The organism is Azoarcus indigens, from assembly GCF_004361735.1.
In the GTDB taxonomy this organism is placed as follows: Bacteria; Pseudomonadota; Gammaproteobacteria; order Burkholderiales; family Rhodocyclaceae; genus Azoarcus; species Azoarcus indigens.
In genome coordinates this window covers 21,135-36,204 of record NZ_SNVV01000021.1, presented here as the reverse complement: position 1 = coordinate 36,204, position 15,070 = coordinate 21,135, and the positions used below count along the sequence as shown (strand labels likewise).

The window sequence follows — 15,070 nt, the reverse complement described above, 5'->3', positions numbered from 1 at the left end:
CCGGCGAAGATCAAGCAGAAACAAGCAAGGGGATCACATGCGACAGATCGTGCTCGACACGGAAACCACCGGCCTGGACTGGCGCAACGGCGACCGCGTGATCGAGATCGGCTGCGTGGAACTGCTCAACCGCAGCCTCACCGGCCGGCATTTCCATGTCTACATCAATCCGCAGCGCAGCATCGACGCCGAGGCGATCGCGGTGCACGGCATCACCGAGGAATTCCTGGCGGACAAGCCCACCTTTTCGGCCATCGCCGAAGAGTTCGAAGAGTTCGTGCGCGACGCCGACCTCATCATCCACAACGCCAGCTTCGACGTCGGCTTCCTCAACCATGAACTGAGCCTGCTCAAGCGTCCCAAGCTGGACGTGCTCTGCCGCGAGGTGATCGATACCTTGCGCATGGCCAAGGAGCAGAACCCCGGCAAGAAGGCATCGCTGGACGCGCTGTGCGAACGCTACGAGATCGACAACGGTCACCGTACGTTGCACGGCGCCTTGCTGGACTCGGAACTGCTGGCGGAGGTCTACCTGGCGATGACGCGCGGCCAGGAGAGCCTGATCATGGCGCTCGAGGAGCCGGCGCCGGGTGTGGTCGAGGAGGGCGGCCTGCCGATGGAGCGGCCGCCGCTGAAGGTGCTGCGCGCCACAGCCGAAGAACTGCTTGGCCACGACAAGGTGCTGGGCGAGATCGAGAAGGCCAACAAGGGCCTGTGCCTGTGGAAGGAACCGGCGCCGGCCGAGGAGGCGGCCGCCGCTTGAAGTGCGCCGGTAGCCGGGTTTGATCGGCCTGCCTGGAAAGCGTGGAGACAGAGGTGGCGCGTGGGCCGCTTCCCGGCGTACCTCCTCAGTCTTTCCCGGCCGCCTACAGCCGCAGCACCCCGCCGGGCACGCTGCCGGCGGCCTCCAGGCGACTTACCGTCGCCAGCAGATCCAGGCCGGTGTCCTGCTTGAGCCGGCTGGCCCTGCCGCGCAGTTCCTCCATCGGCAGGGCGATTTCCTCTCCGGTCGCCGCGAAGGCGACGACATTGCCGCTGTCGCAGGACGGGAAGGCCAGCGCCCTGTCTGCGAAGGTTTCGATGATGCGGCCCAGGCTGGTTTTGTAGCCCTTGGAGCGGCCGAACAGGTTCACCGAAAGCAGCCCCTGGGCGCTGAGCTTGTCCCGGGCGGCCTGGTAGAAGGCGAGCGTGTCCAGGCCGCCGGCGCGGGCATTGCGGTCGAAGCCATCCACCAGGATGTAGTCGTAGGGTTCGCCGGCGTAGCGCTCTATGTGCTCGGCGCCGTCGGCGATGTGGATGCTCAGGCGCTCGTCCTCCGCCGGCAGGCGGAAAAACTGGCGGGCAGCGGCGACCACCGCTGGCTCGATCTCGACTACGTCCATCCGGCATTGCGGGCAATGGCGGTGCATGAACTTGGTCAGGGACGCAGCGCCGAGGCCGATCAGCAGTGCCCGCCGCGGCCATCCCGAATCGACGCGCAGCAGCAGGCCGGCCATCATCTCCCGGGTGTAGGCCAGTTCCAGGTCATAGGGGCGGCGGATGCGCATCGCGCCCTGCACCCAGTCCGAGCCGAAGTGCAGGTAGCGCACGCCACTGCTTTCAGAGATATCGATGGGCGTGCCGCTCATGAGGACATCCGCTTCAGGGCGTAGAGGTGCTCCAGCGCCTCTCGCGGCGTGAGCGCATCCGGGTCGATCTCCGCCAGGCTGGTGAGTACCGGATGGGACAGCGGCTCCGGCTCAAGATCCGGCAGGCCGACGAAGAGATCCGCCTGCGGGCCGGCCTCTATCTCCCGGTTCTCCAGCGAGCGCAGGCGGCGCTTGGCGTCGCGGATGACGCTGGCGGGGATGCCGGCCAGCGCCGCCACCTCGATACCGTAACTCTGGCTGGCAGGGCCTTCCTCCAGTGCGTGCAGGAAGACGATGCGGTGGCCATGCTCCACCGCGTCCAGGTGCACGTTCGCGCATTCCGGGTATTCGCCGTTGAGTCGGGTCAGTTCGAAGTAGTGGGTGGCGAACAGCGTCAGGCTGCGGTTCTTCTCCAGCAACTGGCGGGCGATGGCGAAGGCGAGGGCGAGGCCATCGAAGGTCGAGGTGCCGCGGCCGATCTCGTCCATCAGCACCAGGCTGTGCTCGGTGGCGCCGTGCAGGATGGCGGCCGCCTCGGTCATCTCCACCATGAAAGTGGAGCGGCCGGAGGCGAGGTCGTCGGAGGCGCCGATGCGGGTAAAGATGGCATCCAGCGGCCCCAGCCGCGCCGCGTCCGCCGGCACGAAGCTGCCGACGTGCGCCAGCAGGCAGATCAGTGCCACCTGGCGCATGAAGGTGGATTTACCGCCCATGTTCGGGCCGGTGATCATCAGCATGCGGCGGGTGGCGGCCAGCCTGCAGTCGTTCTGGATGAAATTTTCGACCTGCCGTTCTACCACCGGGTGGCGGCCGCCGCTGATGCTGACGCCGGGCTGATCGGCGAAGCCGGGTTGCACATAGCCATAGCGCACCGCCGCATGGGCGAAGGCGGCGAGCCCGTCCAGGCAGGCGAGGGCGCGCGCGATGCGCTGCAGCGTCGGGATGTGTTCGGCGAGCTGGTCGAGAATGGCCTCGTACAGCATCTTCTCGCGTGCCAGCGCGCGTTCCTGGGCGGACAGCGCCTTGTCCTCGAAGGCCTTCAGTTCCGGCGTGATGTAGCGCTCGGCGTTCTTCAGCGTCTGGCGGCGACGGTAGTCGTCCGGCACTTTTTCGGCGTTGGCGCGGCTGACTTCGATGTAGAAGCCATGCACCTTGTTGAACTCCACCTTGAGGCCGGCAATGCCGCTGCGCTCGCGCTCGCGGGTTTCCAGTGCGAGCAGGAATTCGCCGCAGTTGTTCTGGATGCCGCGCAGCTCGTCCAGTTCGGCATCGTAGCCGGGGGCGATCACGCCGCCGTCGCGCACCATGGCCGCGGGTTCGTCGGCGATGGAGCGCGCCAGCAGTTCCAGCGCTGCGCCGGGAACGTCCAGCGTATTCCTTACCTGCAGCAACAGCGGGCTGCCGGTACTCTCCAGGGCGATGCTGAGCTCGGGCAGGCGGACCAGGCTTTCGCGCAAGGCGGAAAGGTCGCGCGGCCGGGCGTTGCGCAGAGCGATGCGGGCGGTGATGCGGTCTACGTCGGCGATGCCGCGCAGCGCGCCGCGGACTGCGTCGTTGCAGCGGCCGTCGCCAGTGCCGACGAGTTCGGCCACTGCGGCATGGCGCGCTTCCGGGATGTGCCGTTCGCGCAACGGATGGTGCAGCGCGTGGCGCAGCCAGCGCGAGCCCATGCTGGTGACGCAGCTGTCCAGCAGGGAGAGGAGCGTGGGCGAGGACTCGCCCCGCAGCGTCTCGGTGAGTTCCAGGTTGCGGCGGGTGGCGGCGTCCAGGCGCAGGTACTCCGACTCCCGCTCTACCGTCAGTCCGGTGATGTGCGCCAGGCTCTGGCGCTGCGTGGCCTTGGCGTACTCATACAGTGCCGCCGCCGTGCCCAGGCACAGGGAAGGGCCTTCGAGGCCGAAGCCGGCGAGGTCGCGGGTGCCGAAATGGCCAGTGAGCAGGCGCACTCCGGTCTCGGCATCGAACTGCCAGTCGGCCAGTCGGCGCAGGGCCGGGGAGAGCGTCTCCAGCAGCGGCAGGGAGAGGCCGTCGGGAATCAGCACTTCGGCCGGGCGCAGGCGCTCGAACTGGGCCTGGAGCGATTCGGCCGGGCACTCCATCAGCCGGAAGTCGCCATTGGCAAGATTGAGCCACGCCATCGCCAACGTGCCGCGATGCAGATTGGCGGCCAGCAGCAGGGAGTCGCGGCGGTCGTCCAGCAGCGCGGCGTCGGTCAGCGTTCCCGGGGTGACGATGCGGCTGACGGCGCGCTCCATCGGCCCCTTGGTCGCGCCCGGCTCACCTACCTGCTCGGCGATCACCACCGATTCGCCCAGCTTCACCAGGCGGGCCAGGTATTGCTCCAGCGCATGGAAGGGCACGCCGGCCATCTTGATCGGCTGCCCGGCGGACTGGCCGCGCGTGGTCAGGGTGATGTCCAGCAGCCGGGCGGCCTTCTCGGCATCTTCGAAGAAGAGTTCGTAAAAATCGCCCATGCGGTAGAAGAGCAGCGTGTCCGGGTGCTGCTCCTTGATGCGCAGGTACTGCTGCATCATCGGCGTGTGGCTTTCGATGGGTTCCCGTGCGGATGTCTGCTGGCTGTTCTTCACGGCTGTAACCGATTTATCCGAAATGTTCTGGCGCTGTTGTATTACCGGCGGGCGGCAGCCACAGGGCCGGGGCGGTTTCCGCTGCTCACGCGCGGCGCGGCGGGGAATGATATGTGATGCGCTTCACCTTTCCTGTCGGGGTGTCGGCGCCCGCTTCCCGCCGTTCAGCGTCTATTCTCGCGCGCCGGGGAATTTCCCCGCCGTCGGGAAGTCACCCCCAGACCTTCCCTTGAATCACGCTAAGGAGGTCTGAGATGGACAAGCCCCAATCCCGCGCGGACAGCGACTACGCCAAGGCCGAGATCCTGGCCGCGACCCTGGGAATCGGCGTGGAAGATGTTCTGCGCTGGGTGATCAACGACAGGCAGGAGCTGGACCGCAATGGCATGGTGGCTGGCTACCTGATCGAGTTTGCCGAAGGCACGCCGCCCTCGGTACTTGCCCGGGTGGGCGGGCGCTCCGGCCGCCATGTGCACGTCGGCGCGCTGACCGCCCGGCATTGAAGCCACGCGGGCCCTATGCAGGGGCCCGCTTCGTCAGGCCGGCAGATTGGCCGGCCGGTAAGCCTGGACGATGGGCAGCAACTGCCCGAACACCTTGGGCGTGCCGGCGACGAGGTTGCCGGTGGTCATGTGGTTGGCCTCGCCGGCGAAGTCGGAAACCAGGCCGCCCGCTTCCTGGATCAGCAAGGTACCGGCAGCCATGTCCCACGGCGCCAGCCCCATTTCCCAGAAGCCGTCCAGCCGGCCGCAAGCCACGTAGGCGAGATCCAGCGCGGCTGCACCCGGGCGGCGGATGCCGGCGGACTTCTGCGTCAGTTCCTTGAACGTGGCCAAGTAGGCATCCGCATGGTCGAACTTGCGGTAGGGGAAGCCGGTGCCCAGCAGCGCATCGGCGAGCCGGTTGCGGCGGGAGACGCGGATGCGGCGGTCGTTCAGGAAGGCGCCGCTGCCACGGCTGGCGGTGAAGAGCTCGTTGCGGATGGGGTCGTACACCACGCCATGCTCCAACGCGCCGCCCTTGGTCAGGGCGATGGAGATGGCGTACTGCGGGAAGCCGTGGATGAAGTTGGTGGTGCCGTCCAGCGGATCGATGATCCAGGTGAACTCGCTTTCCTCGCCGTTCGCCGGCCCGAGTTCGCCGGACTCCTCTGCTAGAATCCCGTGCCCCGGATAGGCGTCGCGCAACACTTCGACGATCGCGTCCTCTGCAGCCCGGTCCACTTCGGTGACGAAATCGTTGGGCGACTTCGTTTGCACAGTGAGCAGATCGAGTTGGGTGGACGCCCGGTTGATGACACTGGCGGCCCGTCGGGCTGCTTTAACTGCGATGTTCAGGGTGGGATGCATGCGAAGGTCTCGGCTAGGTTCGGCAGATCGTGCCGGGCGAGGCCGCAGCCCCTGTTCCCGTCGCGATCGAATACGAAAAACACCGGATTTTAATATGAACGGCGCTGACGCGCTCGACCGCATCCGTATCGTCCTTTCCCATCCCAGTCACCCTGGCAATATCGGGGCTGCGGCCCGGGCGATGAAAACGATGGGGCTGAAGTCCCTGTGGCTGGTGCAGCCGGCCGAATTTCCCAGCCCGGTGGCAGATGCCCGGGCCTCCGGCGCGGATGACGTGCTGGCAACTGCCCGGGTAGTGGGCAGTCTGGAAGAAGCGCTTGCTGGCACCGTGCTGGCTGCCGCAGTGACCGCGCGGCGGCGTGAGTTGAGTCTGCCGCGGGTTACCGCGAGAGAGGCTGCGGGCCAGGTACTGGCCTATACCCGGCGGGGTGACGTCGCCATCGTGTTCGGCAGTGAAAGCAGTGGCCTCAGCAACGAGGAAGTCGCCCTCTGCTCGATGCCGGTGACCATCCCCACGAACCCCGCTTTCTCCTCCCTGAATCTGGGCTCCGCCGTACAACTGCTGAGCTACGAATTGCGTATGAGCGCAATGCAGCCGGCGCCGGTATTCGGCGATGAAAATCCGGCTCAACCTGCCACGCACGATGAAGTCGAGGGCTTTTTCGGTCATCTCGAAAAGGCCGTCATCGAAAGCGGCTTCCACGACCCGGAGAACCCCCGCCGCCTGATTCCCCGCCTGCGCCGCCTGTTCGGCCGTGTGCGGCTGGAGAAGGAAGAGGTGGGCATCCTGCGCGGCATGCTGACTAGCTTTCAGCGTAAAGTCGATTAAAATAGTCGGAAATTAACCCTGCCAGTTTCAAGGCTGATAGGCCCGCCACGATGCGGGCCCGCTTTTTTGCCCCGCGGAGATTGCATTCCATGTTCGCCCAATTGCGTGAAGATCTGACCAGCGTCCGTGAGCGGGATCCCGCTGCGCGTTCGACCTGGGAAGTCCTCACCTGTTATCCGGGCATCCATGCATTGATGTTTCACCGCTTGGCGCATCGGGCCTGGAATCGGCGCTGGTTCTGGCTCGGCCGCTTCATCAGTCACCTCAGCCGCTTCCTCACCGGCATCGAGATCCATCCCGGCGCCCGGATAGGCCGGCGCGTCTTCATCGATCACGGCATGGGCGTGGTGATCGGCGAGACCGCCGAGATTGGCGACGACTGCACCATCTACCAGGCGGTGACGCTGGGAGGCACCTCGCTGTATCGCGGTACCAAGCGCCATCCCACGCTGGGCAGGGGCGTCGTCGTCGGCGCCGGGGCGAAGGTGCTGGGTGGATTCACCGTCGGCGATGGCGCCAAGATCGGCTCCAACGCGGTAGTGGTGAAGCCGGTGCCGGCCGGCGCGACGGCCGTCGGCAATCCGGCGCGCATCCTCGATCCCGAGCGCGACAGCGCCAGGGCGCAGAAGGCGGAGCAAATGGGCTTTTCCGCCTACGGTGTGACCCGCGACATGGACGACCCCTTGTCCAAGGCTTTGCACGGCCTGCTGGACCACGCGGTGGAAACCGACCGCCGCCTGCAGTGCCTGATGGACAGGCTGGAGGCTGCCGGAATCACGCTGGACGCCGCGGTGGAAAAAGCCGATTCCTTTGATGCCTCGAGGCTTTCGAAAATGGTTGATTGATCAGGGTTATCGGGGCGATAGTCTGTGCATTAGTTGACCGTTTTTGTCGGAATAACGTATAGTCGAGCGAAACGTTCAGGTATTGAGCTGAACGTGACATATAAAAAATTGCGAGGTATCCCCAGATGAGACTCACCACTAAGGGACGTTTCGCCGTCACGGCGATGATCGATCTTGCCTCGCGGCAGGCCGATGGTCCGGTTACCCTGGCCGGCATTGCCGATCGCCAGAAAATCTCCCTCTCCTACCTGGAGCAGCTGTTCGGCAAGCTGCGCCGCCACAAACTGGTTTCCAGCGTCCGTGGTCCGGGCGGCGGCTACCGTCTCGCGCGTGAAATGTCGGCCATTACTGTTGCCGACATCATCATCGCGGTGGATGAACCGCTGGATGCGACCCAGTGCGGCGGCAAGCAGAACTGCCACGACGAGCACCGTTGCAGCACGCACGACCTGTGGTCCAACCTCAACAAGCGCATGTATGCCTACCTGGATTCGGTGACGCTTGGCGCCCTGGTCAATCGCGAGATCCAGCCTGACCCGGACATGGGCGTGCTGAAGGAAGTGCGCCGCCGTGCGGCGGTCTCCCTGCGCGAGGCTGCTGCGGCCTGAAGAGGCTTCCATGTTTGCTCCCGTCTATTTCGACTGGAATGCAACCACCCCGCTGGATCCGGTAGTCCGCGAGGCGATGTTGCCCTGGCTGGGTGCGCGTTTCGGCAACCCTTCCAGCCGCCACGAGTACGGGCGGCAGGCTAGGGCGGCCATCGATGAGGCGCGGGCGCGGGTGGCGGCAGCGGTCGGTGCCCATCCTACCGAGGTGCTATTCACCAGCGGCGGCACGGAGGCAAACAACCTCTTCATCAAAGGTGCGGCAGCGGCCCGCAAGCCAGGGGTGATTGCAATCAGCGCCATCGAGCACCCCTGCGTGCGCGAGCCGGCCAGGCAATTGAGCCGCAGTGGCTGGCAACTGCGCGAGATCGGGGTGAATGCCCAAGGCGTTGTGTCCTCCGCAGACTGGGAAGCCGCCGTGATGGAGAAGCCGGCGCTGGCGTCGGTGATGTTGGCCAACAATGAAACCGGCGCCTTGCAGGACGTCGCGCAGTTTGCCCAGCAGGCCAGGGCGAAGGGCGTGTGGTTGCACACCGATGCGGTGCAGGCACTGGGCAAGGTCGAGGTGGATTTCCGCCGCCTGGGCGTGCATGGCCTGACGATCTCGTCGCACAAGGTCGGTGGCCCGCTGGGTGCAGGCGCCCTGGTGGTGGACAAGCGGGTGGAACTGGCACCGCTGATCGCCGGCGGGGGCCAGGAGCGCGGATTGCGCTCCGGTACCGAGAACGTGGCCGCCATCGTTGGCTTCGGCGTGGCCTGCGAGCGCGCGGCGGCAAGACAGGGTGAAGAGGCGAAACGGTTGAGCGTGTTGCGTGACCGCCTGGTGGAGTTGCTGGGCTCCTGCGGGGCGAGGGTGTTTTCGGCGCAGGCGGCCCGCCTGCCCAACACCGTGTTCTTCGCCATGGAGCGGATCGACGGCGAGACCCTGGTGGCCAAGCTGGACCGTGCCGGTTTTGCCTGCGCCAGCGGCTCGGCTTGCTCCAGTGCGAGTCCGGAGCCCTCGCATACCTTGCTGGCGATGGGCGTGGATGAGGAAACGGCCCGGGGCGCGGTGCGCCTGAGTCTGGGCAGGGATAGCACGGAAGACGAGGTGGCGCGCTTCGGCGAGGCCTTCGCCCGTCTCACCAGGGAACTGAGAAGTCTGACCGCGTTGGCGGTCTAAATGATCAAGTGGAGCAGATAACAATGTTGAAATTCCCCATCTACCTCGACAACGCAGCGACAACGCCGGTCGACCCCCGAGTGGCGGAAAAGATGATTCCGTGGCTGACGTCCCACTATGGCAACCCGGCCAGCCGCTCCCACTCCTATGGCTGGGAGGCGGAGAAGGCGGTCGAGGAGGCGCGCGAGAACGTCGCTCGCCTGGTCAATTGCGACGCCAAGGAAATCATCTGGACCTCTGGCGCCACCGAGTCCGACAACCTGGCGATCAAGGGTGCGGCCCACTTCTACAAGAGCAAGGGCAAGCACATCATCACTCTCCAGACCGAGCACAAGGCGGTACTGGACACCTTCCGCGAGTTGGAGCGCGAAGGTTTCGAGGCCACCTACCTGGCGGTGAAGGAAGACGGCCTGGTCGATCTGGACGTGCTGAAGGCGGCCATCCGGCCGGATACCGTGCTGGTGTCCATCATGTTCGTGAACAGCGAGATCGGCGTCATCCAGCCCATCGCGCAGATCGGCGAGCTTTGCCGCGAGAAGGGCGTGATCTTCCATGTGGACGCCGCCCAGGCCACCGGCAAGGTGGAGATCGACCTGGAGACGCTGAAGGTCGACCTGATGAGCTTCTGCGCGCACAAGACCTACGGCCCCAAGGGCATCGGTGCGCTGTACGTGCGCCGCAAGCCGCGGGTGCGCCTGGAAGCGCAGATGCACGGCGGCGGCCATGAGCGCGGCCTGCGCTCCGGCACGCTGCCCACCCACCAGATCGTCGGCATGGGCGAGTCCTTCCGCCTCGCCCGCGAGGAGATGGCGACCGAGATCCCGCGCCTGCGCGCGCTGCGCGATCGCTTGTACAAGGGCCTGATGGACATGGAAGCCGTCTATGTGAACGGCAACATGGAGCATCGGGTCGCCAACAACCTGAACATTTCCTTCGCCTACGTGGAAGGCGAGTCGCTGATCATGGCGGTGAAGGAAATTGCCGTCTCCTCCGGCTCCGCCTGCACCTCGGCCAGCCTGGAGCCGTCCTACGTGCTGCGCGCCCTGGGCCGCAACGACGAGCTGGCGCACAGCTCCATCCGCTTCACCCTGGGCCGTTTCACCACCGAGGAAGAGATCGACTTCACCGTGGATCTGCTGCACAAGAAGATCGGCAAGCTGCGCGAGCTTTCACCGCTGTGGGAAATGGTGAAGGAAGGCGTGGATCTGGATACGGTGCAGTGGGCCGCCCACTGACAGAAACGGATAGCAAGGAGAACGAAAATGGCATATAGCGAAAAGGTCCTGGACCACTACGAGAATCCCCGCAACGTGGGCTCCTTCGCCAAGGATGACGAGAGCGTGGCGACTGGCATGGTCGGAGCACCGGCCTGTGGCGACGTGATGAAGCTGCAGATCAAGGTCGGCAAGGATGGCGTCATCGAAGACGCCAAGTTCAAGACCTATGGCTGTGGTTCGGCGATCGCCTCTTCCTCGCTGGTGACGGAATGGGTCAAGGGCAAGACGCTGGATCAGGCGCTGGAGATCAAGAACACCCAGATCGCCGAGGAACTCGCGCTGCCGCCGGTGAAGATCCACTGCTCCATCCTCGCCGAGGATGCGATCAAGGCCGCGGTGGCGGACTACAAGAAGAAGCACAGCAACTGAACTTGCAAGCGGGAGCCTGAACGATGAGCGTTACCCTCTCTCCGAGCGCGGCGAAGCATGTGGCGAATTTCATCGCCAAGCGCGGCAAGGGTGTCGGAATCCGGCTCGGGGTGCGGACCTCGGGTTGTTCCGGCATGGCCTACAAGCTGGAGTTCGTCGACGAGCAGCAGGCTGAGGACATGGTCTTTGAGAGCCACGGCGTCAAGGTCATCGTCGATCCTAAGAGTCTTCCCTACATCGACGGCACCGAGCTGGATTTCGTCCGCGAAGGGCTGAACGAAGGGTTCAAGTTCAACAATCCCAATGTCAAGGACGAGTGCGGCTGCGGCGAGAGCTTCAACGTATGAGGTTGCAGGCCGCATGAGCATAGACCTGCAACAGGATTACTTCGCGCTCTTCGGCCTGCCGCGCCGCTACCGCATCGACGAAGCGGCGCTGGAGGCCGTGTGGCACAAGCTGCAGGCCGAGGTCCATCCCGACCGCCACGCCCATCTGCCGGATGCCGACAAGCGCCGGTCGATGCAGTGGGCGACCCGGGTGAACGAAGGCTTCCGCACGCTGCGCAAGCCCCTGTCTCGCGCCCAGTACCTGCTGGAACTCGCGGGCGTGGATACCGGCCTGGAGACCAACACCGCGATGTCGCCCGAGTTCCTCATGGAACAGATGGAGTGGCGGGAGGCGGTGGAAGAGGCACGGGTCGCCGCGCAGGTCGAAGAGCTCGAACAACTCCATCACCGGCTGCAGCAACACGCTCGTGAAGTACTGGCCGAACTCGAAGCCACGCTCGACCAGGCCAGAGACTATCCGGCCGCGGCGGACACCGTGCGCCGGCTGATGTTCATCGAGAAGCTGCAACACGAGATCGACGACGCCCTTGAGGCGCTGGAAAGCTGATGGCACTGCTGCAAATCGCCGAACCCGGGTTGTCCGCCGAGCCGCACAAGCACAGGCTCGCGGTGGGCATAGACCTCGGGACGACCAACTCCCTCGTCGCCACCGTGCGCAATGGCATCGCCGTCTGCCTGGCGGACGAGTCCGGCCGCACCATGCTGCCTTCCGCGGTGCGCTACCTCGCCGACGGCGGCATCGTCGTGGGTAGCGCCGCGCTGCAGGCGCAGGCGCTGGACCCGCGCAATACCGTGGTGTCGGTCAAGCGCTTCATGGGCCGTGGGCTGAAGGACGTGGCCCACATCGAGGCCGTGCCCTACGACTTCGAGGACGCCCCCGGCATGGTGCGGCTGCGTACCGTGCAAGGCCCCAAGACGCCGGTCGAAGTCTCGGCCGAGATCCTGCGCCCGCTACGCCTGCGCGCGGAAGCAAGCTTGGGCGGCGAGCTCACCGGCGCGGTGATCACCGTGCCGGCCTATTTCGACGACGCACAGCGCCAGGCCACCAAGGATGCCGCCACGCTGGCCGGCATCAACGTGCTGCGCCTGCTCAACGAGCCGACCGCCGCGGCCGTCGCTTACGGTCTGGACAATGCGGCGGAGGGTGTCTACGCGGTCTATGACCTCGGCGGCGGCACCTTCGACCTCTCCATCCTCAAGCTGTCCCGCGGCGTGTTCGAGGTGCTGTCCACCAACGGCGACGCGGCGCTGGGCGGCGACGACTTCGATCACCGCCTGTTCTGCTGGATGCTGGACAAGGCCTGCATCTCGCCGCCGGATGCCGCCGATGCCCGCCGCCTGCAGATGAAGGCGCGGGAGGTCAAGGAACTCCTTACCTCCTGCGAGCAGGCGCCGGTGAAGGTCAAGCTCTCCAGCGGCGAGGAGATCGACCTGGTGATCACCCGCGACGATTTCGCCGAGATGACCCGCCACCTGGTGCAGAAGACGCTGGCGCCGGTACGCAAGGCCTTGCGCGACGCCGGGCTGACGGTGGAGGACATCAAGGGCGTGGTGATGGTGGGCGGTGCTACCCGCATGCCCCACATCCAGCGCGCGGTGGCGGAGTATTTCCGCCAGGAACCGCTGACCAACCTGGACCCGGACAAGGTGGTCGCCCTGGGGGCGGCCATGCAGGCCAATGTGCTCGCCGGCAACCGTGCCGACGAGGACGACTGGCTGCTGCTGGACGTGATTCCGCTCTCTCTCGGCCTGGAAACCATGGGCGGGCTGGTGGAGCGGGTGGTGCCGCGCAACTCCACGCTGCCGATTGCCCGCGCGCAGGAGTTCACGACCTTCAAGGACGGCCAGACGGCGATGGCTTTCCACGTCGTCCAGGGCGAGCGCGAACTGGTGTCCGACTGCCGCTCGCTGGCGCGCTTCGAGCTGCGTGGCATCCCGCCCATGGTGGCAGGCGCCGCCCGTATCCGGGTGACCTTCCAGGTGGATGCCGATGGTCTGCTGTCGGTGTCTGCGCGGGAGATGTCCTCCGGGGTCGAGGCCAGCGTGCTGGTGAAGCCATCGTACGGCCTAAGCGACGATGAAATCGCCGGCATGCTGCGAGCCGGCGTGGAGCACGCGGGTGACGACATGCAGGCCCGCGCGCTGCGTGAGCAGCAGGTCGAGGCCGGCAGGGTGGTGGAGGCGACCGAGCAGGCGCTGGCCAAGGATGGCCAGTTGCTGAACGAGCAGGAGCGCGCCGAGATCGAGGCCGCGATCGCCCGACTGCGCGAGCTGGCACGGGGCCAGGATCACCGCGCCATCAAGACCGGCATCGACGCGCTGGCGCGCGCGACCGATGAATTTGCCGCCCGCCGCATGGATAACAGCATCCGTGCCGCGCTGGCCGGCCAGAAAGTGGATGAGATAGAGGTATGACCCAGATCATTGTGCTGCCCCATGTCGAGCTCTGTCCGGACGGGGCGGTGATCGAAGCCCAACCGGGCGAGTCCATCTGCAACACCCTGCTGCAGAACGACATCTACATCGAGCACGCGTGCGAGCAATCCTGTGCCTGCACCACCTGCCATGTGGTAGTGCGTGAAGGCTTCCAGTCGCTGAATCCGGCGGAAGAGGAAGAAGAGGATCTGCTGGACAAGGCCTGGGGCCTGGAGCCGAACTCCCGCCTTTCCTGCCAGGCGCTGGTGGGGGAGACGCCGCTGGTGGTGGAAATTCCGCGCTACACCATCAACATGGCCCGGGAGGGCAAGCACTGATGAAGTGGACTGACGTACAGGAAATCGCCATCCAGCTTAGCGACGCCCATCCGGACGCGGATCCCAGCAAGATCAATTTTGTCGATCTGATGAACTGGGTGATGGCCTTGCCCGAGTTCGACGACGATCCGAAGCGCTGCGGCGAGCGCATCCTCGAGGCCATCCAGCAGGCCTGGATGGACGAACTGGCCTGAGTTGTCCCGCCTGAACCGGTGACCCGGGAGCGCGAAATGAGCGAACCGACCGTTTTCGATTTCGAGACCCGCAGCCTGGACGGCGTGCTCATGCCGTTGGCGGCTTTCCGCGGGCAGGTCCTGCTGGTAGTGAATACCGCCAGCGAGTGTGGTTTCACGCCGCAGTACCAGGGCCTGCAAGCCATCCACGAACGTTACCGGGAGAAGGGCTTCAGTGTCATCGGTTTTCCCTGCAACCAGTTCGGCGGCCAGGAGCCGGGCGATGCCAAGGCGATAGCCGCCTTCTGCGAGCGCAATTACGGCGTCACCTTTCCCCTGTCAGAGAAGGTGGAGGTGAAGGGCGCGGGTGCCCATCCGCTGTTCGTGCACTTGACCAAGGCCGCGCCCGGCGTGCTGGGCACCGAGGCCATCAAGTGGAACTTCACCAAGTTCCTGGTGGACAGGGAAGGAAGGGTGGTGGACCGCTATGCGCCCACGACCAAGCCGGAGTCTCTCGCGGGCGACATCGAGAAACTGCTGTGAGCGCTGTGTCGATCCGGCGAGAGCCTGAGCGTGCGGAAAAAAGAAAAGCCGGCATCAGCCGGCTTTTTTGCGTTCAGAGGGCAGACTTCCGGCACACCACCCAGGGGGCTCGGGGGCCGCTCAATAAGGCGTGTTGGCCGCGCTTTCCACCGTCTCGTTCAGCGACAGCCAATAAACGCCCAACTGGCCGACTGCCTGGATGAAGCGCTCGAAATCCACCGGCTTGCGGATGTAGCTGTTGGCGCCCAGGCGGTAGGCTTCCTGGATGTCCTGCAGCTCGCGGGAGGTGGTGAGCACCACCACCGGCAGCAGCGCAGTGCGTTCGTCGGCGCGGATGCGCCTCAGCACTTCCAGGCCATCGATGCGGGGCAGTTTGAGGTCCAGCAATACCACCGCCGGCGTAACGGTGAGGTCGCGGCCTTCGTGCTCGCCGGTACCGAACAGGTAATCGATCGCCTCCACCCCGTCGCGCGCCACCACCACCGGGTTGGCGATGCGGTTCTTGCCGAAGGCGCGCAGCGTCAGCGCCTCGTCGTCTGGATTGTCTTCCACCAGCAGGATGGGACGTTCGCTTGCCATTCGTTTCTCCCTGGGCGGGGTCG

The 15,070-nt window shown here is 65.5% G+C and carries 18 protein-coding genes; 14 read left to right on the top strand and 4 right to left on the bottom strand.

Annotated elements, in window-relative coordinates; all coding sequences use genetic code 11:
• The first annotated feature begins 37 nt into the window (after positions 1-37).
• Complete coding sequence (gene dnaQ / locus C7389_RS19355; protein ID WP_133594302.1) at positions 38-763, top strand: DNA polymerase III subunit epsilon; 726 nt, start codon at positions 38-40, stop codon at positions 761-763.
• Between the two features lie 103 nt (positions 764-866).
• Here dnaQ and C7389_RS19350 read toward each other — a convergent pair whose 3' ends face one another.
• Positions 867-1,628, bottom strand: coding sequence for a fused MFS/spermidine synthase (locus tag C7389_RS19350; protein ID WP_133594301.1), 762 nt, complete (start codon positions 1,626-1,628; stop codon positions 867-869).
• Complete coding sequence (gene mutS, locus C7389_RS19345) at positions 1,625-4,159, bottom strand: DNA mismatch repair protein MutS (RefSeq protein WP_425455586.1); 2,535 nt, start codon at positions 4,157-4,159, stop codon at positions 1,625-1,627. Before mutS ends, C7389_RS19350 begins: the two co-directional genes overlap by 4 nt.
• A 311-nt stretch (positions 4,160-4,470) precedes the next feature.
• Between mutS and C7389_RS19340 the strand changes: the two genes are divergently transcribed.
• Entirely contained in the window at positions 4,471-4,719 is a 249-nt protein-coding gene (locus C7389_RS19340; RefSeq protein ID WP_133594300.1) for a hypothetical protein, read from the top strand.
• A 33-nt stretch (positions 4,720-4,752) separates the two neighbouring features.
• On the opposite strand, the gene C7389_RS19335 is transcribed toward C7389_RS19340, so the two are convergent.
• A complete protein-coding gene (locus tag C7389_RS19335; protein WP_133594299.1) occupies positions 4,753-5,565 on the bottom strand; it encodes an inositol monophosphatase family protein in 813 nt (270 codons plus the stop codon).
• Between the two features lie 94 nt (positions 5,566-5,659).
• Between C7389_RS19335 and C7389_RS19330 the strand changes: the two genes are divergently transcribed.
• From C7389_RS19330 to C7389_RS19275, 12 genes are all read left to right on the top strand, one after another.
• Positions 5,660-6,394 (top strand): RNA methyltransferase, encoded by a 735-nt coding sequence (locus tag C7389_RS19330; protein ID WP_133594298.1) that lies wholly within the window; start codon positions 5,660-5,662, stop codon positions 6,392-6,394.
• A gap of 89 nt (positions 6,395-6,483) precedes the next feature.
• Positions 6,484-7,239 (top strand): serine O-acetyltransferase, encoded by a 756-nt coding sequence (cysE, locus tag C7389_RS19325; protein WP_133594297.1) that lies wholly within the window; start codon positions 6,484-6,486, stop codon positions 7,237-7,239.
• 125 nt (positions 7,240-7,364) lie between these two features.
• Positions 7,365-7,847, top strand: coding sequence for a Fe-S cluster assembly transcriptional regulator IscR (iscR, locus tag C7389_RS19320; RefSeq protein ID WP_133594296.1), 483 nt, complete (start codon positions 7,365-7,367; stop codon positions 7,845-7,847).
• Between the two features lie 10 nt (positions 7,848-7,857).
• Entirely contained in the window at positions 7,858-9,006 is a 1,149-nt protein-coding gene (locus C7389_RS19315; RefSeq protein WP_133594295.1) for a cysteine desulfurase family protein, read from the top strand.
• A 23-nt stretch (positions 9,007-9,029) separates the two neighbouring features.
• On the top strand, positions 9,030-10,241 hold the full coding sequence (locus C7389_RS19310; RefSeq protein ID WP_133594294.1) for an IscS subfamily cysteine desulfurase: 1,212 nt from the start codon (positions 9,030-9,032) through the stop codon (positions 10,239-10,241).
• A gap of 27 nt (positions 10,242-10,268) precedes the next feature.
• A complete protein-coding gene (gene iscU / locus C7389_RS19305; protein ID WP_133594293.1) occupies positions 10,269-10,652 on the top strand; it encodes a Fe-S cluster assembly scaffold IscU in 384 nt (127 codons plus the stop codon).
• A gap of 23 nt (positions 10,653-10,675) precedes the next feature.
• Positions 10,676-10,999, top strand: a complete 324-nt coding sequence (iscA, locus tag C7389_RS19300; protein ID WP_133594292.1) for an iron-sulfur cluster assembly protein IscA — start codon at positions 10,676-10,678, stop codon at positions 10,997-10,999.
• A 13-nt stretch (positions 11,000-11,012) separates the two neighbouring features.
• Positions 11,013-11,546: a Fe-S protein assembly co-chaperone HscB gene (gene hscB / locus C7389_RS19295; RefSeq protein ID WP_133594291.1), complete on the top strand. Its 534-nt coding sequence runs from the start codon at positions 11,013-11,015 to the stop codon at positions 11,544-11,546.
• Entirely contained in the window at positions 11,546-13,414 is a 1,869-nt protein-coding gene (gene hscA, locus C7389_RS19290) for a Fe-S protein assembly chaperone HscA (protein WP_133594290.1), read from the top strand. The genes hscB and hscA overlap by 1 nt, the downstream gene beginning before the upstream one ends.
• The gene (gene fdx / locus C7389_RS19285) at positions 13,411-13,752 is read left to right on the top strand and encodes an ISC system 2Fe-2S type ferredoxin (RefSeq protein ID WP_133594289.1); all 342 of its coding nucleotides are present in this window, start codon (positions 13,411-13,413) and stop codon (positions 13,750-13,752) included. The genes hscA and fdx overlap by 4 nt, the downstream gene beginning before the upstream one ends.
• Positions 13,752-13,946 carry a Fe-S cluster assembly protein IscX gene (gene iscX, locus C7389_RS19280; protein WP_133594288.1) on the top strand — a complete coding sequence of 65 codons (195 nt, stop codon included), beginning with the start codon at positions 13,752-13,754 and terminating at the stop codon, positions 13,944-13,946. Before fdx ends, iscX begins: the two co-directional genes overlap by 1 nt.
• A gap of 36 nt (positions 13,947-13,982) precedes the next feature.
• Positions 13,983-14,468, top strand: a complete 486-nt coding sequence (locus tag C7389_RS19275) for a glutathione peroxidase (RefSeq protein ID WP_133594287.1) — start codon at positions 13,983-13,985, stop codon at positions 14,466-14,468.
• A gap of 120 nt (positions 14,469-14,588) precedes the next feature.
• Here C7389_RS19275 and C7389_RS19270 read toward each other — a convergent pair whose 3' ends face one another.
• The gene (locus tag C7389_RS19270) at positions 14,589-15,047 is read right to left on the bottom strand and encodes a response regulator (protein ID WP_133594286.1); all 459 of its coding nucleotides are present in this window, start codon (positions 15,045-15,047) and stop codon (positions 14,589-14,591) included.
• Between the last annotated feature and the right edge of the window lie 23 nt (positions 15,048-15,070).

Excerpts from the sequence above, each read along its gene's own strand:
- C7389_RS19330 (WP_133594298.1), top strand. The coding sequence starts at position 5,660 with ATGAACGGCGCTGACGCGCTCGACCGCATCCGTATCGTCCTTTCCCAT.
- fdx (WP_133594289.1), top strand. The coding sequence starts at position 13,411 with ATGACCCAGATCATTGTGCTGCCCCATGTCGAGCTCTGTCCGGACGGG.
- C7389_RS19335 (WP_133594299.1), bottom strand. The coding sequence starts at position 5,565 with ATGCATCCCACCCTGAACATCGCAGTTAAAGCAGCCCGACGGGCCGCC.
- mutS (WP_425455586.1), bottom strand. The coding sequence starts at position 4,159 with ATGCAGCAGTACCTGCGCATCAAGGAGCAGCACCCGGACACGCTGCTC.
- C7389_RS19270 (WP_133594286.1), bottom strand. The coding sequence starts at position 15,047 with ATGGCAAGCGAACGTCCCATCCTGCTGGTGGAAGACAATCCAGACGAC.
- C7389_RS19315 (WP_133594295.1), top strand. The coding sequence starts at position 7,858 with ATGTTTGCTCCCGTCTATTTCGACTGGAATGCAACCACCCCGCTGGAT.
- iscA (WP_133594292.1), top strand. The coding sequence starts at position 10,676 with ATGAGCGTTACCCTCTCTCCGAGCGCGGCGAAGCATGTGGCGAATTTC.
- dnaQ (WP_133594302.1), top strand. The coding sequence starts at position 38 with ATGCGACAGATCGTGCTCGACACGGAAACCACCGGCCTGGACTGGCGC.
- iscX (WP_133594288.1), top strand. The coding sequence starts at position 13,752 with ATGAAGTGGACTGACGTACAGGAAATCGCCATCCAGCTTAGCGACGCC.
- cysE (WP_133594297.1), top strand. The coding sequence starts at position 6,484 with ATGTTCGCCCAATTGCGTGAAGATCTGACCAGCGTCCGTGAGCGGGAT.
- iscR (WP_133594296.1), top strand. The coding sequence starts at position 7,365 with ATGAGACTCACCACTAAGGGACGTTTCGCCGTCACGGCGATGATCGAT.
- hscB (WP_133594291.1), top strand. The coding sequence starts at position 11,013 with ATGAGCATAGACCTGCAACAGGATTACTTCGCGCTCTTCGGCCTGCCG.
- C7389_RS19275 (WP_133594287.1), top strand. The coding sequence starts at position 13,983 with ATGAGCGAACCGACCGTTTTCGATTTCGAGACCCGCAGCCTGGACGGC.
- iscU (WP_133594293.1), top strand. The coding sequence starts at position 10,269 with ATGGCATATAGCGAAAAGGTCCTGGACCACTACGAGAATCCCCGCAAC.
- C7389_RS19350 (WP_133594301.1), bottom strand. The coding sequence starts at position 1,628 with ATGAGCGGCACGCCCATCGATATCTCTGAAAGCAGTGGCGTGCGCTAC.
- C7389_RS19310 (WP_133594294.1), top strand. The coding sequence starts at position 9,030 with ATGTTGAAATTCCCCATCTACCTCGACAACGCAGCGACAACGCCGGTC.
- hscA (WP_133594290.1), top strand. The coding sequence starts at position 11,546 with ATGGCACTGCTGCAAATCGCCGAACCCGGGTTGTCCGCCGAGCCGCAC.
- C7389_RS19340 (WP_133594300.1), top strand. The coding sequence starts at position 4,471 with ATGGACAAGCCCCAATCCCGCGCGGACAGCGACTACGCCAAGGCCGAG.